Origin of the sequence: Paracoccus sp. MC1862, assembly GCF_016617715.1 — a bacterium.
Lineage (GTDB): Bacteria > Pseudomonadota > Alphaproteobacteria > Rhodobacterales > Rhodobacteraceae > Paracoccus.
The window spans coordinates 3,168,805-3,193,449 of sequence record NZ_CP067225.1; the positions used below are offsets into that span (position 1 = coordinate 3,168,805).

Here is a 24,645-nt window from a genome sequence, read left to right on the forward strand (position 1 = left end):
GCACCGGGGCAGTGACGGTTCCATGATGCAGATCAAAGCTTTCGCCTTTCATGCGCCCTTGCCGCCCCCGGTCATGGGGTCTAAGCGGCAGGGATGCTGCCCGCCGACCGCCTCGACCAGATCGTCAGCCGCTTCGAGTATCTCGAAGCGCGGCTGAATGCGGGACCGCAGGCCGACGAGATTGCGCGCGTCAGCCGCGAATATGCCGAGCTCGGGCCGGTGGTCGCCCAAGTCGCCGAATGGCGCGCGGCGCGGGCAGGTCTTGCCGAGGCGCAGGCGATGCTGGCCGATCCCGGCATGCGCGAACTGGCCGAGGACGAGATCGCCCGCCTGCGCGCGCTTCTGCCGGAACTGGAACAGGCGCTGCGGCTGGCGCTGCTGCCGAAGGACGCGGCGGATGCCCGGCCCGCGATCCTGGAAATCCGCCCCGGCACCGGGGGCGACGAGGCCGCGCTTTTCGCGGGCGACCTGCTGCGGATGTATCAGCGCCATGCGGAACAGCAGGGCTGGGACTTCCGCCTGCTGGAACTGGCAGAATCCGAACTGGGCGGGGTCAAGGAGGCCGTGGCCCATATCGCGGGCGAGGGGGTCTTCGCCCGGCTGAAATACGAATCCGGCGTCCACCGGGTCCAGCGGGTGCCGGAAACGGAATCGGGCGGGCGCATCCACACCTCGGCCGCGACCGTGGCGGTCCTGCCCGAGGCCGAGGACGTGGACATCGACGTCCCCGCCGCCGACATCCGCATCGACACCATGCGCTCGTCAGGGGCGGGGGGCCAGCACGTCAACACGACGGACTCAGCGGTGCGGATCACCCACCTGCCGACCGGGATCGTGGTGACAAGCTCGGAAAAGTCGCAGCACCAGAACCGCGCCAACGCGATGGCAGTGCTGCGGGCGCGGCTTTACGACATGGAACGGTCCCGCGCCGATGCCGAACGCGCCGCCGACCGCAGGTCACAGGTCGGCTCGGGCGACCGCAGCGAGCGCATCCGCACCTACAACTTCCCGCAGGGACGGGTGACGGACCACCGGATCAACCTGACGATCTATGCGCTGGACCGGGTGATGGGCGGCGACCTGACCGAGATCATCGACGCGCTGACCGCCCACGACCAGGCTGCCCGGCTGGCCGAGGCCGAAGGGTGAGGGACGGTCACGCGGCGCTGGCCGAGGCGACCGCCCGGCTGGCCGCAGCCGGGATCGACACTGCGGCCGGCGACGCGCTGGTGCTGATGGGGCACGCGCTGGGCCTTCCCCGCCATGCCCTGCGCGATGCGCTGGCGCAGCCGATGCCGCCGGATGCGGTCCCACGCTTCGAGGAGGCCATCGCCGCGCGGCTGGAACGCCAGCCGGTCAGCCAGATCATCGGCTATCGCGACTTCTGGAAACACCGCTTCCGCGTCACCCGCGACACCCTCGATCCCCGCCCCGATACGGAAACGCTGGTGGCCGCCGCGCTGGAACTGCCATGGCGCTCGGTGCTGGATCTCGGCACCGGAACCGGGGCAATCCTTCTGTCGCTGCTGGCCGACCGTCCCGGCGCACGGGGCCTTGGGGTCGATCTGTCCGAAGCGGCGCTGGAGGTTGCGCGTGGCAATGCCGCCGCACTGGGCATTGCCGCTGATTTCCGGCGCTCGGACTGGTTCTCGGCGGCCGGAGGCCATTTCGACCTCATCGTTTCGAACCCTCCCTATATCGCCGCCGACGAGATGCCCGCCCTGTCGCCCGAGGTGCGCGAGTGGGAACCCCGCGTCGCCCTGACCGACGAGGGCGACGGGCTTTCCGCCTATTGCGCCATCGCCGCGGGGGCAGGGCCGCATCTGTCGCCCGGCGGCTGGCTTGCGGTCGAGATCGGGCCGACGCAGGCCGCGGCTGTCAGCGCGATTTTCGCGGCCTGCGGGTTGCAGCAGATCGGCCTCCGCCACGATCTTGACGGGCGCGACCGGGTGATTATGGCGCGCAATCCGGGCTGATCGGATGCATTTTTAAATAAACGACCCGTGTTTCAGGGCGATTTCACTTGCCATGGATCATCTTGCATGGTTAGCAGGCGGCGTGACAGGGGCATGATGCCCCGCACGGGTCATCCGCACACACCGTTGCCGGAGAGTTCCGCGAATTGCCGGGCCACTGTCCCGGCCCATGCCGCAGCACCGTGACCCCAACCGCATCCAGGCGTTCCGCGCCGGACCAAGAACATTGGCACGATGAGATCTTCCAAGTCCCGCTCGCGCAACAAGTCCCGCAGCAATCCGCGGTCTTTGGGCAACGTCGTCAACCGCGTCTTCGACAGCTCCGGCCCCGAAGGGAAAGTCCGCGGCACTCCCCAGCAGATCATCGAGAAATACCTTGCGCTTGCCCGCGACGCGCAGTTGTCCCACGACCGCGTGGCCGAGCAGAGCTTCCTGCAGCATGCCGAGCATTACACGCGGATGCTGGGCGAGGCCCAGCGCGAGCAGGCCGAGCGTCAGGCCCAGTTCGGCGGCCAGCAGCCCGGCGTCGACGGGCGCGAGGAGCAGCGCAACGGCTACCCTTACCAGGGCAACCAGCCGCAGGGCGAGCGGCGCGATGATCGCGGCGACGGCCGCAACGAGCCGCGTGACACCCGCCGGGACGACCGCAGCGACAACCGCCAGCCTCGCCGCGATGATCGTAATGACCGGCGTGACGAGCGCGAGGACAACCGCCGCGACGAACGCCCGACCGTCGGACCCGTGACCGAGGCCCCCGCCGAAGCCGCCGCCGAGATCCTGCCGCTGGCCCCCGCCGTCGAGACGCCTGCCGCCGAGGCGCCCGCTGTCAAGGCGCAGGCGGACCCGGTGCCCAGCGAGGATGCCGCGCTGCCCGAGCTTTCGCAGCCCGACCTTCCCGGCCTGCCCGAAGCGCAGGGTGACGACAATGCGGTGCCGGTGGAAACGCCCGAAAGCCGCGACGAAGCTGCGGTCGATCTGCAGGCGGCACCTCCGCGCACCCGCAAGCCGCGCGCGACGACGCCGCGCCGTGCCCCCCAGCGTCGCCGCCGCACTGAGGACGGCGAGGCTGTGGTTGCCACCCCCGAAGCTGCCGGGGAAGAATAAGGCATCAGGACTGCAGGGGCGCGTAGGACGCGCCTCCTGCAATGCCGCCCGGAAAGTTCCGCGGTTTGGTGGTCCTGCGCTGCAGGCACGGATTCCAGCAGAAGCTCATGTCGTGCTGACGGTCTAATGCCTTGGGACTGCTGGCCCGCGAGGTTGTCTTGTACAATGTCCTTGTGCCTGTCTCCCCATCGTTCAGGCGGGAACTCGTCAAACAACGTCAACGGCTTTCCTGCATGGCTGCGTGCAGGATCGCCGCCGCAGCCGGGTCTTTGCCAGCTTTCCTGCCCGTGATCGTCCGGTGAGCGCCGGGGTCAGCCCGTGCTGCGCGCAGCCGCCAGCGCACGGGCAAGGATGCAGAAGCGTTCCAGGTCGATTTCTTCCGCACGGGCGGTCGGCGGGATGCCAGCCTCGGCCAGAAGCGTTTCGATCTGCGGATTCAGCCCGCGCAGCGAAGCGCGCAGCATCTTGCGGCGCTGGTTGAAGGCGGCGCGGGTGATCTCTTCCAGCACACGCGGATCGGCCGGAAAGCGCGGCGCGGGCAGGGCGGTCAGGTGGACGACCGCAGACTCGACCTTGGGCGCGGGCACGAAGGCCTGCGGCGGCAGGGTCAGGACGATCCGCGCCTCGCAGCGCCATTGGGCGAGGATCGCAAGGCGGCCATAGTCCTTGCCGCCCGGCCTCGCCACGATGCGCTGCGCGACCTCCTTCTGGAACATCAGCGTCAGTGATTGCCAGAAGGGCGGCCATTCGGGTGGGGTCAGCCAGCCGACCAGCAGTTCCGTCCCGATGTTGTAGGGCAGGTTCGCGGCGATGCGGACCGGGGGCGTGACATGGGCGAGCGGGTCGATCTCCAGCGCGTCTCCGTGGATCACCGTCAGCCGGCCGGGATAAGCGGCGGCGATTTCCTCCAGCGCGGGAATTGCGCGGGCATCCTTTTCGATGGCCAGCACGTGGCGCGCGCCCTCGGCCAGAAGGCCGCGTGTCAGGCCACCGGGGCCGGGGCCGACCTCGATCACGTCGCATCGGGTGAGGTCGCCTGCCGCGCGGGCGATGCGGGCGGTCAGGTTCAGGTCCAGAAGGAAGTTCTGGCCAAGCTGCTTCTTCGCCCGCAGATCGTGGCGGGCAATGACATCGCGCAGGGGCGGCAGGCCGTCGATCGCGCTCAACGGGCGGCAAGCGGGGGCTTTGCGCCCCCGCACCCCCGCAGGATATTTGCGGCCGAAAGATCGGTCATGCCGCTGACCGCTTCTGCGCCATATCCCAGGCCATGCGCAGCGCGGCGATGGTGCTGGAGGGATCGGCCCGGCCCCGGCCCGCGATGTCGAAGGCGGTGCCGTGGTCGGGCGAGGTGCGGACAAAGGGCAGGCCAAGGGTGACGTTCACGCCCCCTGCGAAGTCCAGCGTCTTGATCGGGATCAGTCCCTGGTCGTGGTAGCAGGCGATCGCCGCGTCATAGCGGGCGCGAGCGGGGGCGTGGAACATCGTGTCGGCGGGCAGAGGGCCGGTGACCTGCATTCCCTCGGCCGCAAGGCGCTGGCAGAGGGGGGCAACCCAGTCGAGTTCCTGCCGGCCCATGGCGCCGCCCTCGCCCGCGTGGGGGTTGAGGCCGGCGACGGCGATGCGGGGGGCCGCGATACCGAAGTCGCGGATCAGGCCCGCATGGGTGATGCGGATGGTGCGCTCCATCAGCTCGGGCGTCAGGGCATGCGGGACCTGTTCGAGCGCGATATGGATCGTGGCGGGGACGACACGGCAGGGCGGATGCACCGTGGTCGAGGCGAGCATCATCGCCACCTCGGCCCCGCCAGAGAGGTGGGCGAGGTATTCGGTATGGCCGGGAAAGGCGAAGCCTGCGCCTTCCTTCAGGGCCTGCTTGCTGATGGGCAGGGTGCAGATGCCACCCGCTTTCCCTTCCATTGCCAGCGCCACGGCGCGGGCGATTACGTCGATGATGCCTTGCGCATTGGCTGGATCGGAGCGGCCGGGAGTCGCAGGGGCAGCGAAGTCGTGGCGCAAGACGGGCAGCGTACCGGATGCGACGGGATCGCCGGGCGCCGTGACCCCGGCCCAGACCGTGCCCTCCGGCAGATGCCGGGGGTCGCCAAGCCAGACGAAGGGCACGCCCGCAACCAGCGCCAGAGGGGCGAGTTCCGGGCCGATGCCCGCGGGTTCGCCGCAGGTCAGGATCAGCGGCGGGGTCACGGGCGCCGGCTCACGGGCGGCGCATCAGCGCGTCGGCGCGCAACTCGGCCAGGTAGGCGTCGGCGGCCGCGTTGACCTTGCGGTTGAAGATCACCGCCCGCACCTCCTCGCGCGTCCGCAGCGGCGGGTCGCCGGGCGTGGCGACGCCTGCCGCGGCGGCTGCATCGGCGGCGGCGTTCGCGGCATTGGGCGCTTCGGCGGCGCTGGGAGGGGGCGCCTCGCGCCGCGGGGGCACCGGCAGGCCGGGCAGGGTGGTGGGCTCGGCCGTGTCGGCGATCAGCGCGGGCGTGCGGCTGCAGAGCATCACCAGCCGCGCACCCCCGCCATAGTCGATCACCGTGCCTTCGTTGCGGTCCAGCGAGGCGATCCGCTGCGCCACGTCCAGCGGCACCGCCGACAGGGGCTGCGTCTGCCGCCGGATCACGTCGCCGGCGAAACGGTTGGCCTCGACGAAGACCTGCTCGCAACTGTCGGCAACGGACAGGATGCGGGCACCTTCGGCCGCCGAGGGCAGGGCAAGCTCGACGTAATCGACGGTCTGCGACTCGGCCCCTGCCCGAAGGCGGCCCTGCGTCTGGCGCAGGAAGAACAGGACCACCGCGCCCTGCACCGGAAGCGGCTGGCTGATCGAGCCGGGTGGCAACTGCAGGATGATGTCGCGCAGGCCGGGCGCGAGGTTCGCCAGCGGCGTCCAGGGAAGCTGCCCGCCCTGCGGCGCGGTCGGCACCGCCGAATACTGGCGGGCGGCGGCGGCGAACTGGGCCTCGGTCGTCACCGACCCCGACAGTTGCTGCGCCAGCGCCAGCGCGGATTGCTCCTGCCCGGGCGGGGCGGGGAGCACCAGTTCCGACAGCAGGACCTGGGTAATAATCGGTGTCTCGATCTCGCGGGTCAGCTCCTGCTCGACCTCGCGGTCGCTGACATCGATGGTGGGCACGATGCGCTGGCGGATGACCTCGCGCCAGGCGACGCCGGTGCGGACGAAATCGCGGTAAGCCTGCCGCTCGACCCCCTCGCGGCCAAGCGCGGCGGCGAATTCCTCGATGCCGAGCCCGGCGCGGCCTGCGAACTCGGCCAGCCCCGCTTCCAGCCCCTCGTCGGTGACGGCGATGCCGAGTTGCCTGGCGATGTCCATCTTCAGCCGGTCGTCGATCAGCGCCTGCAGCGCGCCCTCGCGGTCGGCGCCGGGGGCGCGCAGGATCTGCATGAAGCGGATGCGCTGGTCCAGCTCATACTGCGTCACGGCCGAGTTGTTGACATACACCACGGGCGACAGCGGCTCCGTCTGGGCCAGCGCGGGCAGGGCCGTCGCCCCCAGAGCCACCGCCATGGTCGTCGCGTGAAGAATCCGCCGCATCGTCGCCCCGTCCTCAGGTCTTGCCGTTCTGTTCTTGCAGGCCAACCTAGCGCAGGCAGGACCGCCGCGCCACCGTCGCCACGCCATCGGCGCGCGAGCGCCCGAAGCCGCCCAGCCGCACCGACAGCCCTACGTCCGTGTCGGCCCGAACCGTGTCCGACGAGGTGAAGCGGCGCGACACCGACAGGTCCACCGTCACGCATTCGTTGCGGTATTCCAGCCCCAGTTCCGCCTTCTGCGCCCGGTCGGCGGCAAAGTCGTAGCGGGTCTCGGCCGTCGCGCGCCAGCCTTGGGCCACCTGCCAGCCGGTGGTGGCGGTCAGTTCGGACACGTCGCGCGGGCGGCCTTCCTCGGTCCGGGCGTCGATCCACAGATAGCCCGCGGAGAGTTCGAGGCCGGGGCGCAGCCAGCCCACGCGCAGCTCGTCGCGGTGGATCGACAGGTCGCTGTCGAACAGCGCCCGGTTGGCGACGGCAAGGCCGCTGGAATCGGAATAGGTCGCGGACAGCAGCCAGTCGGACTGGCGGCCGGACAGCACCTCGCCGCCGCGTTCAAAGGCGGGGTCCGGGTCGTTGCGCAGCACCCGGCCCGCCGTCACCCCCAAGGACCAGCCCGCCGGGTCGATCCGCGTCCATGTCAGCCCGAGGTTCGCCCGCAGACCCCCTTCCACCGCATCGCGGCCGGGCAGGCGGTCCAGAGAAAACAGGTTCCCCTCGTCGAACTCGATCAGGCGGGAATCCTCGTTCGGCACCTCGTCCTCGTTGTCCAGTTCCGGCGACCAGACGGCCTGCAGCACGGGTTCCAGCAGGTTCGCGGCCGGGCCGCCCCGCGACAACAGCGGCCAGCGCAGCTCAATGGCGCCGACCGGGGTCGCGCGGGCCTCGGTCGCGTCGAAGCGGCTGTCGTCGCGGATGCGGTAAAGGTCCGCGTCCAGCCGCCCCTGCATCGCCGCGACGATCCCAAGGGGCAGGATCTCGTTGCGCTGCCAGTCCAGCCGGGCCGAGCCGCGGGCCATGTCGCGGCCCTCGATGTCCTCGCCCGAGCGGCGCCGATGGGCGTGGACGGACAGTTGCACCCCGCCCTCGCCGCCGATCAGCGCAGGGCGGAACCGCCGTTCCCACAGCGCGTCGGCGACAAGGTCGGGGAATGCCGCGTTGTCCTCCTCGTCGCGAAGGGCCTCGTAGCGGCCGACGCGGGCAGTCACCAGCCGGTCGCGGGCGACGCGGTCCAGCGTCACCCCGCTCCACAGCCGGTCGGCGTCGGTGATGTCGTAATCCAGCAGGTAGGCGCGGTCCGAGGCGGTCTGAAGCTGCAGCCCCAGCAGGTAATCGCGGGGAAGCCGGAAGGCGGCGTTCGCGAACAGATAGCCGCGCGTCCCCGAGGCCAGGTCGTCGTCCGAGATCGCGCCGTTGATCTCGGCGGCGCCGTTCACGAAGGCCTGCCGGTAGCGCAGCCCCAGCGTGGAGGTGCGGCTGGCCGAGACATAGGGCGTCAACGTCAGGTCGGCGCTGTCGCCCAAGGTGATGAAATAGGGCAGCATCACCCCGAACCCCAGCCCCGAGGTCGTGCGGAAGCGGGGCGCGAGGAAGCCGGTCATCCGCTCGACCGTGGGATCGGGGGCGGACAGCACGGGCAGGGTCGCGACAGGCAGGCCGAAGGCGCGGAACTGCGGGCGGTCGAAATGGATGCGCCGGGTTTCGGCGTCATGGGTGATGCGGCGGGCGCGGATCTCCCACAAGGGCGTGGGGTCCGAAGCGCAGACCTGGCAGGAGGAAGCGACCACATGGGTCAGCGTGGTCATCCGGCCCTGGCCGGTGCGGCGGACCTCGGCTGCGGCGAACTGCAGTTCGCGCGCCAGCACCATCCGGGCGCCGGTCAGCAGCCCGTCCTGCAGGTCCTCGTCCAGTTGCGCGGCGTCGGCGATCAGGATGACTTCCGATTGGGTGCTCTCGCTGCCCGGCTCGGTCAGGTGGATCGGCCCCTCGATCGCCAGCGTGCCCGCATTGCCGTCATAGATCACCCGCTCGGCGATCAGCCGCGCGCCGCGGAACCAGATCACGACCCCGCCCGATGCGGTCAGCACCCGGTCGCCCGACAGATCGACGTGATCGGCAAGAAGCGTGGCCGCGTCATCCGGCTCGGGCGGCGTTTCGACCCGCGCGGGCGGCCGCCGGGGCGCGATCACCACAGGCAGCGCGGTGAAGCTGGTTCCGTCGGCCAGCCGGTCGCCGCGCCGGTTCGATTCCGTCGGCGCAAGTGCCGGCCCGCCTCTGCCCACGAAAGGAACCGAGGGCGCGGTCAGGTCAGTCTGCGCCGAGGCGGCGGTCGCCAGCGCAAGGCCGATGGCCAGGGCGGCCGTGCCGCGGCGGAGGATGCGGGCAGGCGCGGTCATCATTCCTCCAGCCGCAGAAGGGCGGTCAGTGCCAGCAGCGCCGCGATCAGCGGGGGCGCGAAGGCGGCGAAGGCGGGCGGCACCTCGCCGGCCTCTCCCAGAACCTGCGTCAGGTTGCGCAGGAAGAACAGCCCCACGCCGGTGATGAAGGCGGTCAGCACCAGCATCCCGCTGCGCCGCCCTCGCATCGGCCGCATGGTGAAGACGGCCGCGACCATCACCATCGCCCCCATCAGGAAGGGCCGGGCGATTTCCATCATCAGCCAGACCTTGTGGCGCAGGGCGGAAAAGCCCGCGCGTTCCAGCCCTTCGATGAAATCGGGCAACTGCCAGAAGGGGATCGCCTCGGGTGCGCCGAAGCCGTCGCGGATGCGCGCGGCGGTCAGTTCCGTGGGCAGCGTCATGCCGGGCAGGGCCAGCGCCGCGCTTTCGGGATTGGCGCTGCCGAGCCGCCATTCCTTCACCCCGGTCAGCGCCCAGGCGCCGTTGATGAGCCGCGCCGACTGCGCGACGATGCGGCGGACCGGGCCTTGGGTCGCGTCGAAGACCAGAAAGGTCGCGTTGTAAAGCGTGGTCGCGTCGGCGCTGGCGCGGCTCGCGCGGATCACGATCTGGCCGCCCTCGGGCCCGGTCCCGGCCGAGCCCGCCGGCACACCCTGCCGCAGCCAGACCGCGCCCCGTCCCAGCGAGACGGCCTGCGGCACCTCTCCGTTCGCCCGCGCGGCGGCCTCGTCGTAGCGCTTGGTGGTGGCTGCCACCATCGGGTTCATCACGCTGACGAGAATGGCGCCCAGGACGACCGCCGTGATGACGGGCGCGGCCACGATGCGCAGCCCGGACCGCCCGGCGGCGCGGATCGCCACCATTTCCGAACTGCGCGACAGCCCCAGAAACAGCGCGATGCCCGCAAGCAGGGCGATCAGCGGCAGGATCGCATAAACGCCTTCGGTGATGTTCAGCGCCGACAGGCCAGCCGCCCCCGCAAGGCCGATGTCGTCGCCGCCGAAGCGGCGGATCTGCTCGACGATGTCGATGAGGAAGAGGATCGCCACGAAGACTGCCGTCACCAGCAGAAATTGCCGCAGGAAGCGTTGGGCGACATAGCGTTGCAGGATCATGGCCCGACCTCGGCTTGGTCCGCCCCGCGCAGCCGCCGCGGCCGGGCCGCCACCCACAGCGCCGCCATGACCATAGCCGCGCCCGCAATCGCGGGCACATAGAGCAGCGGCCAGCTTTCCGGCGCCTTCGCCGCGCGGCTGGCGGCGGCAGTGGACAGGAAATGCACGAAGAGCAGCGCCACCACCGCCCAGATCACCTGCCGCCAGACGCCAAAACGCGAGAAGCCGCCCAGAAGCAGCATGGAAAAGCCCAGCAGCGCCCCCACCGGGGCGAGCAGAGGCTGCGCCAGCCGCTCGTGCCCTTCCGCCCGCGCGCGCTCGGCCGAGGCGCCGGTCGCGGACAGGATCTCGGGGTCTGGATTCAGCAGCCGGGGCGTCGAATAGTCGCGCAGGTCGCGCCCGCGCCGCGCCGTGACGGAAAACAGCGCGCCGATGTCATAGGTCAGGTCGGCAAAGCGCGTGGTGGACAGGCGCGGCTCGGCCCCCGGCGCGCTGCGCAGCGTCTGGACCATGCCCCGCGCCATCACCAGCCGGGGGCCGGTCTCGCCGCGCAGGACCAGCGCCTCCTCGGCGGTGTAGATGGTCTGGCTGCCTGGGTTGCGCGCGTCTTCCAGGAACAGGTCGATCAGGCGGCCGTCGGGCGCGATCTCGCCGATGAACAGGGTCACGCCGTCGCCGGGATGCTGGAAGGCGCCTGCGCGCAGGAAGCGGGCGGAAACGTTTTCTGCGATGTCGGCCTGCCGCTCGGCCAGCCGGGCGCGGGCCATGGGCACCAGCCCATGGGCGAGGATCGCGACCATCAGCCCGACCAGAAGCCCGAAGACCAGCGCCGGGCGCGCCAGCCGCCAGGGCGACAGCCCTGCCGCCTGCATCACCGTCAGCTCGGATTCCGACGCCAGCCGGTTGGTTCCGTAGGCCGTGGCCGCAAAGGCCGCCACCGGCAGCACCAGCGCGATCACGACGGGCAGGGTCAGGGCCGTGAATTCCAGCACCACCAGCGCGGTCTGGCCATCCTGGATCAGTTGCTCGAACAGCCGCACGGCGCGGTTGATCCAGTAGACCGACACCAGCACCAGCGCGAAGAACCCGAACTGGGTCAGGAATTGCGACAGCATGTATCGGTCGATCCGGGTCATGTCCCATCCTGGCTGCGGGCCCGTCCTGATTAGCCGGGCGAGGGGTCCGGCGAAAGCCCTTCGGGCCGCTGCCTGGCCGGTCTGGTCAAGGCGGCGGGTGGGGCTTAGGCTCTGCCACGCTCGCGCAACCGAAGGCTTCCCGATGACCCATCCCGTCGAAATCCGTTTCATGCCCGCCGCCGACGCCGATCTTTCGGAACGCGAGGGGCGGCTTGCCCTGATCGTCGGCGAGCGCGACCAGTTGCCCAAGGGGCTGCCGGGCCCTGTCCGCAAGAGCCTGTCCCGCGCGCTGGGGTCGAAGGCATGGGCCGAGGTCAAGCCGGGCGGCGCAATGGAGATCGCCTTTCCGGCGGGCCTTGCCGCCGATGCGGTGCAGCTTGTCCGCCTGCCCCGCCGCGCCGATGCGGCGCTGGCGCGCAAGGCCGGGGCCGCCATCGGCGCCCGCATGGGCAAGGGCGAGGTCACGGTGGTCTGCGATCCGCGCACGCCGGTGGCCGACCTGACGCTGGGGATCGCGCTGCGCGGCTATGACTTTCCGGCCTACAAGTCCGCGCCGCAGGCCGAGGCCGGGGCCGAGGAGACCGCCGGCGACCTGCCCGCCGCCGCGCCGCAAAGCACCACCCACGGCGCCGCGCCCGACGCGCGGCTGAATGACGCCGCGGGTGCCGAACCCGAGCCGGGCACGACCGGAAAAACCGCCGAGCCGCCGCAGCCGGAAAAGGCCCGCGTCACCGTCCTCTGCGCCGACCCCGAGGCGGCGGCGCGCGAGGCACAGGCGGGGGCGGCGCTGGCCGAGGGCGTGTTCTTCACCCGCGATCTGGTGAACGAGCCCGCGAACGTCCTGACCACCACCGATTTCGCTGACCGCCTGCTGGCGATGCGCGAGCTTGGCCTTGAGGTCGAGGTGCTGGACGAGGACGAACTCGCGCGCCTCGGCATGCGGGCGCTGCTGGCGGTGGGGCAGGGGTCGGAAAGCCCCACCAAGGTCGTCGTCATGCGCTGGCAGGGCGGCGGGGAGGAAGCTCCCTTCGCGATCGTCGGCAAGGGCGTGGTCTTCGACACCGGCGGCATCTCCATCAAGCCCGCTCAGGGGATGGAGGAGATGACCATGGACATGGGCGGCGCGGGCGTCGTCGCAGGCGTCATGCGGACGCTGGCGCTGCGCCGGGCGAAAGCCAACGTCGTGGGCTTGGTCGGGCTGGTCGAGAACATGCCCGACGGCCGCGCTCAGCGGCCGGGCGACATCGTGCGCTCGATGAAGGGCAACAGCATCGAGGTCGTGAACACCGACGCCGAGGGGCGGATGGTGCTGGCCGATGTCCTCTGGTACGCGCAGGACCGCTTCCAGCCTGCGGCGGTGGTGAACCTCGCCACCCTGACGGGCGCGATCATCGTGGCGCTGGGGCATGAGAAGGCCGGACTGTTTTCCAACGACGACGCGCTGGCGGGGGATCTGCTGAGGGCGGCGGATGCCACGGGCGAGGGGCTGTGGCGGATGCCGCTGGGGCCGGCTTACGACGATCTCATCAAGTCGCGGCTGGCGGACATGAAGAACTCGGGCGGGCGGCCCGCGGGGTCCATCACCGCGGCGCAGTTCCTGCAGCGCTTCATCCGCAAGGGCACCCCTTGGGCGCATCTGGACATCGCGGGGGTGGCGCTGCCGCCGGGGGAAACCACGCTGGCGCCCAAGGGACCGACGGGCTGGGGGGTGATGACGCTCGACCGGCTGATCCGCGACCGGTTCGAGGCGGAATAAGGCCGATTCTTGGGCAACGCGCTGTTCTATCACCTGACCCGCTCGACGGCCGAGGCGCTGGTGCCGTCGCTGGCGGCCAAGTCGCGGCAGGCCGGCTGGCGGGTGGAACTGCGCGGCACCGAATCCGCCCGCATGGCGCGGCTGGACGAGCTTCTGTGGCAGGGCGACGGCTTCCTGCCCCACGGCCTTGCGGGCGGGCCGCATGACGCGTTGCAGCCGGTGCTGCTGACCGTGGCCGGGCAGGACGAGCCGCCGGGCGCCGATTGCCTGATCGCAATCGACGGCGCGGCCATCGACCCGGCCGAATGTATTCGGGCACAACGGGTCTGCGTGGTCTTCGACGGCAACGACCCCGCGGCAGTAGAGCGCGCGCGGGATCAGTGGCGAAACCTGACGGGCGCAAGGGTTGCCGCGGAATACTGGTCCGAGGCCGCTGGGCGGTGGGAGAAGAAGCGGTGACAGGACGCCGGACCGGGATGCCGCGCCTCCGGCTGGATCCTCGGACCGGGGCTCTGCCCCGGACCCCGGGATATTTGGGCAAAGAAGAATGCGCCTGAAGCAGGCGAGCAGCCTTTTTTCTTCGGCAAGATATCCGGGATGGTCGTATACGATGATGGGGTTGGCCCCCGGGTGGACCTCGGTCGCACAAGCGACGGTGCCTTGAGGCGGCCTCAGCGTTCCAGCACCAGCGTGCCGCCCTCGAAGCCCACGCGGGCGAATCTGCCGAGGTAGTCCATCCCCAGAAGCGAGCGATCCACCTCGCCCCGGATCACGATGGCGGGGACGTTCTGGTCCACGATGTCGCCGATGGCCACGCTGTCCAGCCGCACCGTGGCGGTCGGCACCAGCCCGTTCGCGGTGCGCGCCTGACCGGCGAAGGCCAGCCGGTCAAGGTCGATGCCCACCCGTTCCGCATCGCGCGGGCTGAGCGCCATGGACGACGCTCCGGTATCCACGACAAAGCGCACGGGCACGCCGTTCAGCTCGGCCGTCAGGTGGAAATGGCCGTCCGGCCCGATGGGCACCTCGATCCGGGTCGGGCTGACCATCGCCTGGCGGGGCAGGACCTGCCGGCGGATGTCCTCCCACAGGCCGGCCGCCGCGATCACTGCGACGAAGATCAGCGTCCAGGCCATCACCGCGCGCGAGGTCGAGCCGGCGTTGCGGCGGAACTCGACCACCACGAACCCACCCAGCGCGAAGACCAGCAGCAGCAGGAACATCAGTCGGGCGGGATCGACGCTCATGCGGCGGGCTCCTTGTCGGGCGGATGGCGCCGATCTGGGGTCGGCAGCGGCAAAGCGCCAGCCTCGGGCCGGATTCCGGGGGAAAGAAAGGGGCCTGCGACGCTCTGACCTGTGACCGCAAAGGGTCTTTCGGCCCGGCCCCCATGTCCTTATATGCAGTGAAACGGCCGCTCATGCCCGAGCGTCCGCGCCGGGCCCCGCGGCCCGACAACGGAGAGAGACGATGCACGCACCTTCACCCATGGCGCTTCTGCTGATCGCCATCGTCGTCCTGGTCCTGTTCGGCCGGGGCAAGGTCTCGTCCCTGATGGGCGAGGTCGGCAAGGGGATCACCGCCTTCAAGCGCGGCGTGCGCGACGGCAGCGAGGAAATCGAGCGCACCGCCGACGCCACGACCGAGCGCGCCGTTACCGCTGAACGCACCGCCGACGATCTGGAACGCGCCGCCGCCAAGGCCCGCGCCGAGGCCGAGCGCATCCAGGCCGAAGCCGATGCTGCCCGCGCCAGCCGCACCGAGGCGCTGCGCGACGTGACCCCGCGCGACACCGACCGCCTGTAAGTCGAACGAGCACACGGGAAAGTCATGCTGGATGTCGGCTGGACCGAGCTTCTGCTGATCGGGGTGGTGGCGCTTATCGTCATCGGCCCCAAGGATCTGCCGGTGATGTTTCACACGCTTGGCCGCATCCTGTCGCGTGCCCGTGGCATGGCGCGCGAATTCTCCTCGGCGATGGAGGACGCGGCAAGAGCCTCGGGCGTGCAGGAGGCCACCAAGGAATTGCGCGACCTGCAGAAGCTGACCAGCACCAAGTCGATGGGCCTGGACGCGCTGGGCCGCGCCGCCGACAAGTTCGAGAAATGGGACCCGCTGCAGCCGGTGCGCGAGGGGAAGGAGGGCAAGTCCGCCATACCCGATCCTTCCGCGCCGAAGCCCCCGAAGCCTGAGGCCAAGGCGGACCCCGCCCCCGCAGCTTCCGCCCCCGGGGGGGAGGAGAAGGTCGTGGCCCCCGCCGCGCCGCCCGCCACCGGCGCACCCTCGGCCGAGGCGCCACAACCCGGCGCCCGCCGGCTGCACGCCGTCCGCCGCACCGACCGGAGCTGAGGCTTGGCCCAACGTCCTGACGACATCGACGACAGTTCCGCCCCGCTGATCGAGCATCTGGCCGAGCTTCGCACCCGCCTGATCTGGTCGGTGATGGCTTTTGTCGGTGCCGCCATCCTGTGCTATTTCGTCTGGAAGCCGATCTTCGACTTCCTGACCCATCCGATCTGCGGGGCGCTGGCCAAGCGCGGGCAGGAATGCGGGCTGATCATGCTGAAGGTGCAGGAAGGCTTCTTCCTGGCCATGCAGATCGCCATGTTCGGTGGCTTCATTCTCGCCTTCCCGGTGATCGCCTATCAACTGTGGCGCTTCATCGCGCCGGGGCTTTATCGTTCGGAAAAGAACGCCTTCCTGCCCTTCCTGGTCGCCTCGCCGGTGATGTTCATGATCGGCGGCGCCTTCGCCTATTACATCATCCTGCCTTGGGCCTTCGATTTCTTCCTGGGCTTCCAGAGCGGCCCGCTGGACCTGCCCGACGATCCAACCGTCCCGGTCGCCACCGACGACCGGATGGCGGGCATCGTCTTCCAAGGCTCGATCAGCGAATACCTGTCGCTGACGACCAAGTTCGTGCTGGCTTTCGGCCTGTCGTTCCAACTGCCGGTGGCGCTGACGCTGATGGGCAAGGCGGGGCTGGTGTCGGCAGCGGGGCTTGCCTCCATGCGGCGCTATGCGGTGGTGCTGATCCTCATACTGGCCGCCATGGTCACGCCGCCGGATGTCATCAGCCAGCTTGTGCTGTTCACGGTGATCTACGCGCTTTACGAGGTCGCTATCCAGCTTGTGAAACGCATCGAAGCGAAACGAGAGGCGCAGTTGCGCGCGGAAGGGCTGTGGGTCGATGTTGATGACGACTGATCCCGCGCTGACGCGGATCGCCGATGCGCTGGACCGCCTGTCGCCGCCGCCTGCACCGTCCCCCAGCTTCACCGAGGCCGAGGCCTATGTCTGGCACACCGGCCCTGACCGGCTTGACCCCGTTCGCCGCGTGAACCGGGTGCCGCTGGATCAACTGGTCGGCATTGACCGCGCCCGCGACACCCTTCTGGCCAACACGCTGCAATTCGCCCGCGGCCATGCGGCGAACAACGCGCTTCTGTGGGGTGCGCGGGGGATGGGAAAATCCTCGCTGGTCAAGGCCGTCCATGCCGAGGCGGTGGCGCAGGGCCTGCCGCTGGTGCTGGTGGAAATCGCCCGCGACGACCTCGATTCGGTCGGGCGGCTGCTGGCGATCCTGGCCGACAGCGACCGGCGTTTCGTCCTGTTTGCGGATGACCTGTCGTTTTCCGGCGACGACGCGCAATACAAGTCCCTGAAGGCGGTGCTGGATGGCGGCCTTGCCGGGCGCCCGCCGAACGTGGTGCTTTATGCGACCTCGAACCGGCGTCACCTGATGCCGCGCGACATGATCGACAATGAACGCGCGACCGCCATCCACCCCGGCGAGGCGGTCGAGGAAAAAGTCTCGCTGTCCGACCGCTTCGGCCTGTGGCTTGGGTTCCACACCTGCGGGCAGGACGAATACCTGGCGATGATCCAGGGCTATTGCGCCGCCTACGGGCTCAAGGTCGATCCCGCCACCCTGCGGGCGGAGGCCATCGAGTGGCAGGCCACGCGCGGGGCGCGCTCTGGCCGGGTTGCCTGGCAATTCTTCACCGATCTGGCGGGGCGCAGGGGGCTGTCGCTCTAAGCCGGGGGCTTTGCCTGTCTTTCCGGTGCAAGCCGATTTTTAGGTTCTGACGGGGCGACGCTAACCTGCCGGAAAGGATTTTCCGCCAGATTCGCCGCAGGACATTGGCGATTCGGGCAGGCGATGCAGGCCGCGGCAGAAAACGGGAAAGCGCCGGCGGGCGGATCGGCTCTGCGCCGCCATGTTGCGGCCGCGGGGGCGCGCCGGGCCGCTGCAGGTGCCGCATCCGAAGCGGCCGCCCTGCCAATTTCCACGGGACGCGGGCTGGACCGGATCGTCGCCGGGGCGATCGGTCGGGCGGCGGATCGGGTCCACGGACTGCGCCTGTTCTTCGATCGGCTGGACTATGACCGGGCCGCCCTGGCCGAACTGGCCGAGCTTTTCCCCGAACGGGCGCTGATTTCTGTCGTCGAGGGGCCGGGCGAAGCCCTGGGGGTCGTCGCAATCTGCCCCGGCCTTCTCGGCGCGGTGATCGAGATGCAGGCCACAGGCCGCATCTCGGCCCGTGCGCCCTCGGTGCGGCGGCCGACACGGGCCGATGGCCTGATCTGCGCCGATCTCATCAACGCCTGTCTTTCCGAACTGGGCGAGGAACTTGTCCTGCCGCCCGATGGAGAGGGACTGCGCGGTTTCCGCTACGCGAGCTTCCTTGAGGACCCCCGCCCGCTTGAGTTGATGCTGGAGGACGGCAGCTTCCATCTTGTGCAGGCCCGGCTTCGCGCCGGCGAGACCGGCCAGCGCGACGGCCGCATCCTCATCGCGCTGCCGGCGCGGCCAGAACCCGCCGCGCGTCCCGCGACTGCCATGGCAGTGGACAAACCCGCACTGGCCCCCGCAGGAGCTTCCGCCGCGGCGACCTTGTCCGAGGCGGTCCGCGCGGCTCCGATCGACCTTGCGGGGATTCTCTGCCGCCGCATGATCTCGCTGGGGGAACTGCGAGGGCTGATGCCGGGCGACATGATCGCCCTGCCGCCGCATGTGCTGGCGAATGCCAGTCTTGAGACGGCAACGGGCCAGGTGCTGTTCCGCGGCAAGCTGGGCGAGCTTGCAGGCCGACACGCCCTGCGCCTGACACGCGATGCAGAGAAACCGGCCGTCCCCGAACCAGCCGCCAGGGATCAGGGTGCCGGCGCATTGACCGGGCCGATCCACCGGGATGCTGGTGAGCCGCCGATCGCCGACCTGGACGCGCCCGACGAGTTCCGGCACGGCGACATGGCATCGCTGCCCCTGAAAGCCGGCTGATCCGTCCCACGCTGTCGGCGCACGGGTCTGGCGCCACCGCGTTCCCCGGTGCACTTGGGTCAGCAGGAGTAATCAGGAGCGTTCGCACGCTCCTGCTTCAGGTGCTTTCATGCTGGGGGGAATGCGAGAATTCAAATGTCTTCAGGTTTGGCAGAATGCCGGAAACATCCTGTCGTTGCTGCCGGCCGGGATCATGGGATCGGGGGATTGCGACCGCTGCGGCGGACTTGCTGCTTCTCCTTTTCGGTTTTTTCAAGGATCGCCGAACAGTCCTTGTCTGACCGGAAAACCATCCGGGCCGATCTCGCCCGACCATTGTTCGGGCCGCGTGCGCGTTCTCTTCATCCGGCGCTGTTCATTCGCACCCACCCGAGATAACCGACTTGGACACCCGGCCCGAAGACCCGTCGCGGGACACAGAATGTCGGGACAGGCTCACTACCGAGACCGCGCATGAAGGCTGCCCTGAGTCCCACAGGCGGGAGTGAATTGCGCCACTATTCACCGAAGCGGCATTCATCCGTGCCGTGCCGTGCCGTGCCGTGCCGTGCCGGGCGGTTGTCAGACTGCGCGGGTGACAGGATTCATGGCCGGCTTCCGTCAACAGACTTACGTCGCCAGCGCGATGCGGCCACCGGGCAGGCGGATGACGCGGCCCTCCAGTTCCAGGTCGAGGATCGTGGGGGCGAGATGCGCCGGCGAAACGCCGATGTCCCGGATGACGCTGTCCTCGTCGGATGGAGAAGGGCCGAGAAGGGTCAGCAGCCGATGGCGCAGGTCCGATGACCGATCAGCATCGCTGGACGCCATCCCGGATGGACCTTGCACCACATCCGAGTCGTTACCTTCCGGCTTCCGCAGAGATTTGGCACGAGGCGGAATGTCGCCGCTGTCGGACGTGACATTCGCCCTGCCACCCTGGTCAGGCCCGTCACGGACCACTGCCTGATCAGGGCTGCCGCTCTCACCCGCCATCCGGCGCGCTTGCCCTTCGGACCCCGCGCGACCTTTCCGACGCACAGGGCCATCTGCATCTTCCGGCTTACCGCAGGAAAGCCCCGCCAGCCCGCCCGCGCCCGCCAGGGCCGCGAGCACGTCGTCGGAATTGCGCACCAGTGTCGCGCCGTCGCGGATCAGGGCGTTGCAACCCGCCGCGCGGGCGTCGAGCGGATGGCCCGGAACGGCCATGATCTCGCGCCCCTGCTCGGCCCCGCAGCGGGCGGTGATGAGGCTGCCAGACCGATGCGCGGCCTCGATCACCACCACGCCCGCCGACAGGCCCGAGACGATGCGGTTGCGGGCCGGGAAATGGCGGGCGACCGGCTCGACCCCCGGCGGCTGCTCGGTCAGCAGGCAGCCGTTCTCGCGGATGCGGTCGGCAAGGGCGCGATTCTCGGCCGGGTAGATGACGTCGATGCCGCCCGCCATGACGGCCAGGGTGCCGGCCTCGCAGCTTGCCTCATGGGCGGCGGTGTCGATGCCCCGGGCCAGGCCGGCGGCCACTGTCAGTCCCGCCTCGGCCAGCCCGCGCGCAAGTCCGCGCGCCATCCGCAGGCCCAGCGACGAGGCGTTGCGGGCGCCGATGACGGCGATGGAGGCGCGATCCAGCGCCTCGGTACGGCCCTTCAGCCACAGGACGGGCGGCGCATCGGGAATCGTGGCAAGAAGTGCGGGATAAAGCGGATCGTCGAAGCGGATCAGCCGTGCGCCCGCGCGGGCACCCGCCACAAGCTCGCCATGGGCCACGCCCGCGGGGCAGATCTCGTAGCCCTCGATCCCGGCCTCGGCAGCGATCCGGGGCAGGGCGTCAAGCGCCGCGGCGGCGCTGCCGTGTTCGGCCAGAAGCCGGTGGAATGTCGCCGGTCCGACGCGGCGGGAACGGATGAGGCGAAGAACCGTCAGGTCATCGTCCCGAGCGGCGCGCGGAGAAAAGGAGTTGCTGAAAGAAAGCGATTGCGCCTGCAATACCGGTCCCTGCCTCATCCGCAGGGAACTCATCGCATGGGGGTGTTAAGAAAGCGTTAACGTCAGGCGGCCGAGCCGCCGACCGTCAGCCCGCCGATCAGCAGCGTGGGCTGGCCCACGCCCACCGGCACCCACTGGCCCTGCTTGCCGCAGTTGCCGACGCCGGGATCAAGCGCGAGATCGTTGCCGACCGCCCGGATCTGGCGCAGGGCGGTCGCCCCGTCGCCGATCAGGGTGGCGCCGCGGATGGGTTCGCCCACCTCGCCGTTCCTGACGCGATAGGCCTCGGTGCAGGAAAAGACGAACTTGCCGTTGGTGATGTCCACCTGCCCGCCGCCGAAGCCCACGGCATGGATGCCGTCCTTCAGGCCCGACAGGATCGTGGCAGGGTCATCGCTGCCAGGGTCCATCATGGTGTTGGTCATCCGCGGCATCGGCGCATGGGCATGGCTTTCCCGCCTGCCGTTGCCGGTCGGCGCGACGCCCATCAGCCGGGCGTTCTGCCGGTCCTGCAGGTAGCCCACGAGGATCCCGTCCTCGATCAGAACGTTGCGCTGGGGCGGGGTGCCCTCGTCATCCACGGTGATGGACCCGCGCCGGTCGGGCAGGGTGCCGTCGTCCACCACAGTCACGCCGGGCGCGGCGATCCGCTGGCCCATCAGTCCCGAAAAGGCCGAGGCCTTCTTGCGGTTGAAGTCGCCTTCCAGCCCATGGCCCACTGCCTCGTGCAGAAGGATTCCCGGCCAGCCCGGCCCCAGCACCACGTCCATGACGCCCGCAGGCGCGGGGACCGATCGCAGGTTGACCTGGGCGATCCGCAGCGCCTCGCGCACCAGCCCCTGCCAGTGGTCGGGCTGCATCAGCGCCGCCAGCCCGAATCGCCCGCCGCCGCCAGCCGTGCCGGTTTCCCGCCGGGCGTTCGATTCCACGATGACCGAGACGTTCAGCCGCGCCATCGGGCGCGTGTCGGTGACGATGCCGCCCTCGGGGCGCAGGATCACGACCTCCTGCAACGAGGTCGCCATCGAGGCCGTCACCTGCACCACCCGGGGGTCGAGGTCGCGGGCGAAGGCGTCGATGTCGCGCAGGGTGGCGATGCGGGCGGCGAACTCGATCCCGCCGACGGGATCGGCGTCGGTGTAAAGCCGCGGTCCGGGACCGGCGGGGGGCGGCGCCATTACGCCGCCGCCGTTGCCGACCGCAAGCCGCGCCATGGCGGCGGCGTCGCGCAGGGCGGGTTCGGTGATGTCGGTGGAATGGCCGTAACCCGTGACCTCGCCCCGGACCGCGCGCAGGCCGAAGCCCTGCGAGGCGTCATAGCCCGCGCTGCGCAGCCGCCCGTCGTCGAAGACGAGGCTCTCGCTGCGGGCGCGTTCCAGGAAAAGCTCGCCATCGTCGGCGCCCGAGACCGCCTCGCGCAGGATGGCAAGGGCGCGGTCGGGGTCGATCAGGGCGGCGAAAGGGTCGAAGCGATCGGTCATGACAGCCGGGAGATAGGGGTTTTTTAGGATGAAGTCGATAGCAATGGCTTGCCGGGTGGCGGTAGATGTGGTTGTGACAAGATGACGCGACGGGGCGGCAAGGGGTGCCGCCCGCGGTTGCATGAACCGGACCCCCACGGAAGACGCAGGGACCAAGACGGGAAACGACGAATGGCGAACTGGGCAAGGGGCCGCATGACGGCAGGGCTGATGGCGGCGGGTTTTGCCGCAACGAACCTGGTGGCAAGCGGTGCGGCGATGGCGCAGGACGTGCTGGGCGAACTGCCGGTGATCGGCAAGCCCGAGCCGGGCGGAATCGGCTTCCAGCCGGCCTCCAGCCCGCTGGCGGCCGATCAGCAATGGCTGGATCATTTCGTGCTGTGGATCATCGCGGTGATCACGGCCATCGTCTGCCTGCTGATTCTGTGGTGCATCGTCCGATTCAACCGGCGCGCGAACCCGGTGCCGGCGCGCTTCACCCACAACACCCCGGTCGAGGTGCTGTGGACCGTGATTCCGGTGCTGATTCTGCTGACCATCGGCATCTTCTCGCTTCCGGCGCTGTTCCGGTCGCAGGAAATGCCGGCGGACCCCGATGTGGTCATCAAGGCCGTCGGTCATCAGTGGTACTGGTCCTATGAATATCCGAACGACGGCATCGCCTTCGATTCGCTGATGCTGACGCGCGAGGAACTGGCGGATTACGGCTATTCCGAGGATGAATACCTGCTGGCCACCGATACCGCCGTGGTGGTCCCGGTCGGCGCCACGGTGCTGATGCAGGTGACGGCGACCGACGTGATCCATTCCTGGACCATCCCCGCCTTTGCCGTGAAGCAGGACGCCGTGCCCGGCCGCATCGCGCAACTGTGGTTCGAGGCGACGCAGGAAGGCGTCTATTTCGGCCAGTGCTCGGAACTCTGCGGCATCAACCACGCCTACATGCCCATCGTGGTCAAGGCGGTGAGCCAGGAAACCTATGACGCCTGGCTGGCCGAGGCGCAGACGACCTTTGCCGCCGATGCCTCTGACCACCTGCCTGCCGCGCCGGTGCGGCTGGCTTCGGCGAACTGATCGGCGTGACGGACATCCGTTCATACGAGGCCCATGGCCTGTCCGCAGGGGGCGAGGGCGAGTTCGGCGACTATGTCGCCCTGCTGAAGCCCCGCGTCATGTCGCTGGTGGTCTTCACCGCCTTTGTCGGGCTTTACGTGGCGCCGGTGTCGGTGAACCCGGTCGTGGCTTTCGCCTCGATCCTGTTCATCGCGCTGGGGGGCGGCGCGTCCGGCGCGCTGAACATGTGGTATGACGCCGACATCGACGCGGTGATGAACCGCACCCGCAAGCGCCCGGTCCCCGCGGGCCGCGTGACGGCGGGCGAGGCGTTGAGCCTCGGGCTGTTCCTGTCGGGCCTTGCGGTGCTGATGCTGGGGCTTGCGGCCAACTGGTTCGCGGCCGCCTTCCTGGCCTTCACGATCTTCTTCTATGCCGTGATCTACACGGTGTTCCTCAAGCGCTCGACGCCGCAGAACATCGTGATCGGCGGTGCGGCGGGGGCCTTCCCGCCGATGATCGGCTGGGCCTGCGCCACGGGCGGGATCGCGGTCGAATCGGTTCTGATGTTCGCGCTGATCTTCTTCTGGACACCGCCGCATTTCTGGGCGCTGGCGCTGTTCATGAAGGAGGACTACCACAAGGCCGGCGTGCCGATGCTGACAGTGACGCATGGCCGCGCGGCCACGCGCCGCCACATCTTCGGCTATACGCTGGTGCTGGCGCCCTTCGCCGTCGCGCTGGGGCTGACCTCCATCGGCGGGCCGGTCTACATGGCGGTGGCGCTGGTGCTGAACGCCCTGTTCATCCACGGCGGCTGGCAGATCCTGCGCCGGAGCGAGGAAAGGGCGCAGGCCGACGGCTATCGCGTCGAGAAGAGCTTCTTCCGGCTGTCGCTGTACTATCTTGCACTGCATTTCGCCGCGCTGGCGCTGCAGGCCACGGTGGGGACATGGTGATGGGAATTCGTGCGGAACATGAACTGCACCGCCGCCGCAGCGGGCGCAATCTTGGCCTTGGCATCGTGCTGGTGCTGTTCGTGACGCTGGTTTTTGCCCTGTCCATCGTCAAGGTGCAGCAGGGCGGCATGATCCAGGGCTTCGACCATCGCCCCGCTGCACCTGCGCCGACCTCGCTGCCCGGACCTGCCGCGAACCCCGTTGCCGTGCCCGGCACGCCGGGGGCGGACCTGCCTAACGCGCAACCCGCGCCGGTGCGGCCATGAGCACGCATCCCGACGCCAACAAGCGGGTGGTCTGGCGGCTGCTGGCGGTCGTCGTGACCATGGGTGCGCTGGCCTGGGTGGCGGTGCCGTTCTATTCCTGGTTCTGCCAGGTGACGGGCTTCGCCGGCACCACGCAGGTGGCCACGCAGGAATCCGACCGGGTGCTGGACCGCACCATCCGCGTGCGCTTCGACGCCAATGTCATGTCGGACCTCGGCTGGACCTTCCGCCCGATGCAGACCGAGATGACGGTGCGTCTGGGCGAGACGGCCATGGCCTATTACGAGGCCGTCAACACCTCGGACGAAACCGTCACGGGCAGCGCCACCTACAACGTCGCCCCCTCGGACGCCGGATACTACTTCGAGAAGATCGAATGCTTCTGCTTCACCGAGCAGACGCTTGCCCCCGGCGAGCGGATCGAGATGCCGCTGACCTTCTTCGTCAGCCCCGACATGCTGGACAACCGCGACGCGGCCCATATCCGCGACATCACGCTCAGCTACACCTTCTTCCGCCAGGACGCGCAGAAATCGGCCCGGGCCGAGACCGGCGCCTTGGCGACCGCCCTGAACTGACCGCACATGACGACGCAG

General features: G+C 69.6%; 22 protein-coding genes and 1 pseudogene. 14 read left to right on the top strand and 9 right to left on the bottom strand.

The window, feature by feature from the left end; translation table 11 throughout:
• Positions 1-93: 93 nt before the first annotated feature.
• From prfA to JGR78_RS15695, 3 genes are all read left to right on the top strand, one after another.
• Positions 94-1,149, top strand: coding sequence for a peptide chain release factor 1 (gene prfA / locus JGR78_RS15685; protein ID WP_200559362.1), 1,056 nt, complete (start codon positions 94-96; stop codon positions 1,147-1,149).
• The gene (prmC, locus tag JGR78_RS15690; RefSeq protein ID WP_234450785.1) at positions 1,146-1,976 is read left to right on the top strand and encodes a peptide chain release factor N(5)-glutamine methyltransferase; all 831 of its coding nucleotides are present in this window, start codon (positions 1,146-1,148) and stop codon (positions 1,974-1,976) included. The genes prfA and prmC overlap by 4 nt, the downstream gene beginning before the upstream one ends.
• A gap of 234 nt (positions 1,977-2,210) precedes the next feature.
• Complete coding sequence (locus tag JGR78_RS15695) at positions 2,211-3,080, top strand: DUF4167 domain-containing protein (protein ID WP_182790977.1); 870 nt, start codon at positions 2,211-2,213, stop codon at positions 3,078-3,080.
• Positions 3,081-3,391: 311 nt separating this feature from the next.
• Here the strand turns inward: JGR78_RS15695 and rsmA are convergent, their stop codons facing one another.
• The 6 genes from rsmA to lptF form a co-directional block, all read right to left on the bottom strand.
• Positions 3,392-4,246 (bottom strand): 16S rRNA (adenine(1518)-N(6)/adenine(1519)-N(6))-dimethyltransferase RsmA, encoded by an 855-nt coding sequence (gene rsmA, locus JGR78_RS15700; RefSeq protein WP_182803456.1) that lies wholly within the window; start codon positions 4,244-4,246, stop codon positions 3,392-3,394.
• A 64-nt stretch (positions 4,247-4,310) separates the two neighbouring features.
• Complete coding sequence (gene pdxA, locus JGR78_RS15705; RefSeq protein ID WP_182803453.1) at positions 4,311-5,282, bottom strand: 4-hydroxythreonine-4-phosphate dehydrogenase PdxA; 972 nt, start codon at positions 5,280-5,282, stop codon at positions 4,311-4,313.
• A gap of 10 nt (positions 5,283-5,292) precedes the next feature.
• Positions 5,293-6,639 carry a peptidylprolyl isomerase gene (locus tag JGR78_RS15710; protein WP_182803451.1) on the bottom strand — a complete coding sequence of 449 codons (1,347 nt, stop codon included), beginning with the start codon at positions 6,637-6,639 and terminating at the stop codon, positions 5,293-5,295.
• A gap of 46 nt (positions 6,640-6,685) precedes the next feature.
• Positions 6,686-9,034, bottom strand: a complete 2,349-nt coding sequence (locus tag JGR78_RS15715) for an LPS-assembly protein LptD (RefSeq protein WP_182803449.1) — start codon at positions 9,032-9,034, stop codon at positions 6,686-6,688.
• Positions 9,031-10,149: an LPS export ABC transporter permease LptG gene (gene lptG, locus JGR78_RS15720; protein WP_182790972.1), complete on the bottom strand. Its 1,119-nt coding sequence runs from the start codon at positions 10,147-10,149 to the stop codon at positions 9,031-9,033. Before lptG ends, JGR78_RS15715 begins: the two co-directional genes overlap by 4 nt.
• Positions 10,146-11,285, bottom strand: a complete 1,140-nt coding sequence (lptF, locus tag JGR78_RS15725; RefSeq protein WP_182790971.1) for an LPS export ABC transporter permease LptF — start codon at positions 11,283-11,285, stop codon at positions 10,146-10,148. The genes lptG and lptF overlap by 4 nt, the downstream gene beginning before the upstream one ends.
• A gap of 142 nt (positions 11,286-11,427) precedes the next feature.
• On the opposite strand from lptF, the gene JGR78_RS15730 reads away from it, so the two are divergent.
• Complete coding sequence (locus JGR78_RS15730; protein WP_182790970.1) at positions 11,428-13,041, top strand: leucyl aminopeptidase; 1,614 nt, start codon at positions 11,428-11,430, stop codon at positions 13,039-13,041.
• A 9-nt stretch (positions 13,042-13,050) separates the two neighbouring features.
• On the top strand, positions 13,051-13,500 hold the full coding sequence (locus JGR78_RS15735; protein ID WP_182790969.1) for a DNA polymerase III subunit chi: 450 nt from the start codon (positions 13,051-13,053) through the stop codon (positions 13,498-13,500).
• A 212-nt stretch (positions 13,501-13,712) separates the two neighbouring features.
• On the opposite strand, the gene JGR78_RS15740 is transcribed toward JGR78_RS15735, so the two are convergent.
• A complete protein-coding gene (locus JGR78_RS15740) occupies positions 13,713-14,288 on the bottom strand; it encodes a TIGR02281 family clan AA aspartic protease (RefSeq protein WP_182790968.1) in 576 nt (191 codons plus the stop codon).
• Positions 14,289-14,511: 223 nt separating this feature from the next.
• Between JGR78_RS15740 and JGR78_RS18655 the strand changes: the two are divergent.
• The 5 genes and pseudogenes from JGR78_RS18655 to JGR78_RS15765 all read left to right on the top strand — a co-directional run.
• Positions 14,512-14,718, top strand: a pseudogene (locus JGR78_RS18655) (twin-arginine translocase TatA/TatE family subunit); the annotation flags it as partial.
• 153 nt (positions 14,719-14,871) lie between these two features.
• Positions 14,872-15,390, top strand: a complete 519-nt coding sequence (gene tatB, locus JGR78_RS15750; protein WP_182790966.1) for a Sec-independent protein translocase protein TatB — start codon at positions 14,872-14,874, stop codon at positions 15,388-15,390.
• 3 nt (positions 15,391-15,393) lie between these two features.
• Positions 15,394-16,248: a twin-arginine translocase subunit TatC gene (gene tatC / locus JGR78_RS15755; RefSeq protein ID WP_182790965.1), complete on the top strand. Its 855-nt coding sequence runs from the start codon at positions 15,394-15,396 to the stop codon at positions 16,246-16,248.
• Positions 16,238-17,080: an ATP-binding protein gene (locus tag JGR78_RS15760; RefSeq protein ID WP_182790964.1), complete on the top strand. Its 843-nt coding sequence runs from the start codon at positions 16,238-16,240 to the stop codon at positions 17,078-17,080. The genes tatC and JGR78_RS15760 overlap by 11 nt, the downstream gene beginning before the upstream one ends.
• Positions 17,081-17,203: 123 nt before the next feature.
• Positions 17,204-18,325, top strand: a complete 1,122-nt coding sequence (locus tag JGR78_RS15765) for a FliM/FliN family flagellar motor switch protein (protein WP_182803447.1) — start codon at positions 17,204-17,206, stop codon at positions 18,323-18,325.
• A 609-nt stretch (positions 18,326-18,934) separates the two neighbouring features.
• Here the strand turns inward: JGR78_RS15765 and dprA are convergent.
• Positions 18,935-20,290, bottom strand: coding sequence for a DNA-processing protein DprA (gene dprA / locus JGR78_RS15770; protein ID WP_234450786.1), 1,356 nt, complete (start codon positions 20,288-20,290; stop codon positions 18,935-18,937).
• Between the two features lie 62 nt (positions 20,291-20,352).
• Entirely contained in the window at positions 20,353-21,771 is a 1,419-nt protein-coding gene (gene tldD / locus JGR78_RS15775) for a metalloprotease TldD (protein WP_182790961.1), read from the bottom strand.
• 195 nt (positions 21,772-21,966) lie between these two features.
• On the opposite strand from tldD, the gene coxB reads away from it, so the two are divergent.
• Genes coxB through JGR78_RS15795 form a run of 4 tightly spaced genes read left to right on the top strand, consistent with a single transcriptional unit; the run spans position 21,967 to position 24,627 of the window.
• Positions 21,967-22,845 carry a cytochrome c oxidase subunit II gene (gene coxB / locus JGR78_RS15780; protein WP_370576360.1) on the top strand — a complete coding sequence of 293 codons (879 nt, stop codon included), beginning with the start codon at positions 21,967-21,969 and terminating at the stop codon, positions 22,843-22,845.
• 5 nt (positions 22,846-22,850) lie between these two features.
• Positions 22,851-23,783, top strand: coding sequence for a heme o synthase (gene cyoE / locus JGR78_RS15785; protein ID WP_234450787.1), 933 nt, complete (start codon positions 22,851-22,853; stop codon positions 23,781-23,783).
• Entirely contained in the window at positions 23,783-24,049 is a 267-nt protein-coding gene (locus JGR78_RS15790) for a hypothetical protein (protein WP_182790960.1), read from the top strand. Before cyoE ends, JGR78_RS15790 begins: the two co-directional genes overlap by 1 nt.
• Complete coding sequence (locus JGR78_RS15795; RefSeq protein ID WP_182803445.1) at positions 24,046-24,627, top strand: cytochrome c oxidase assembly protein; 582 nt, start codon at positions 24,046-24,048, stop codon at positions 24,625-24,627. The genes JGR78_RS15790 and JGR78_RS15795 overlap by 4 nt, the downstream gene beginning before the upstream one ends.
• Positions 24,628-24,645: the final 18 nt, after the last annotated feature.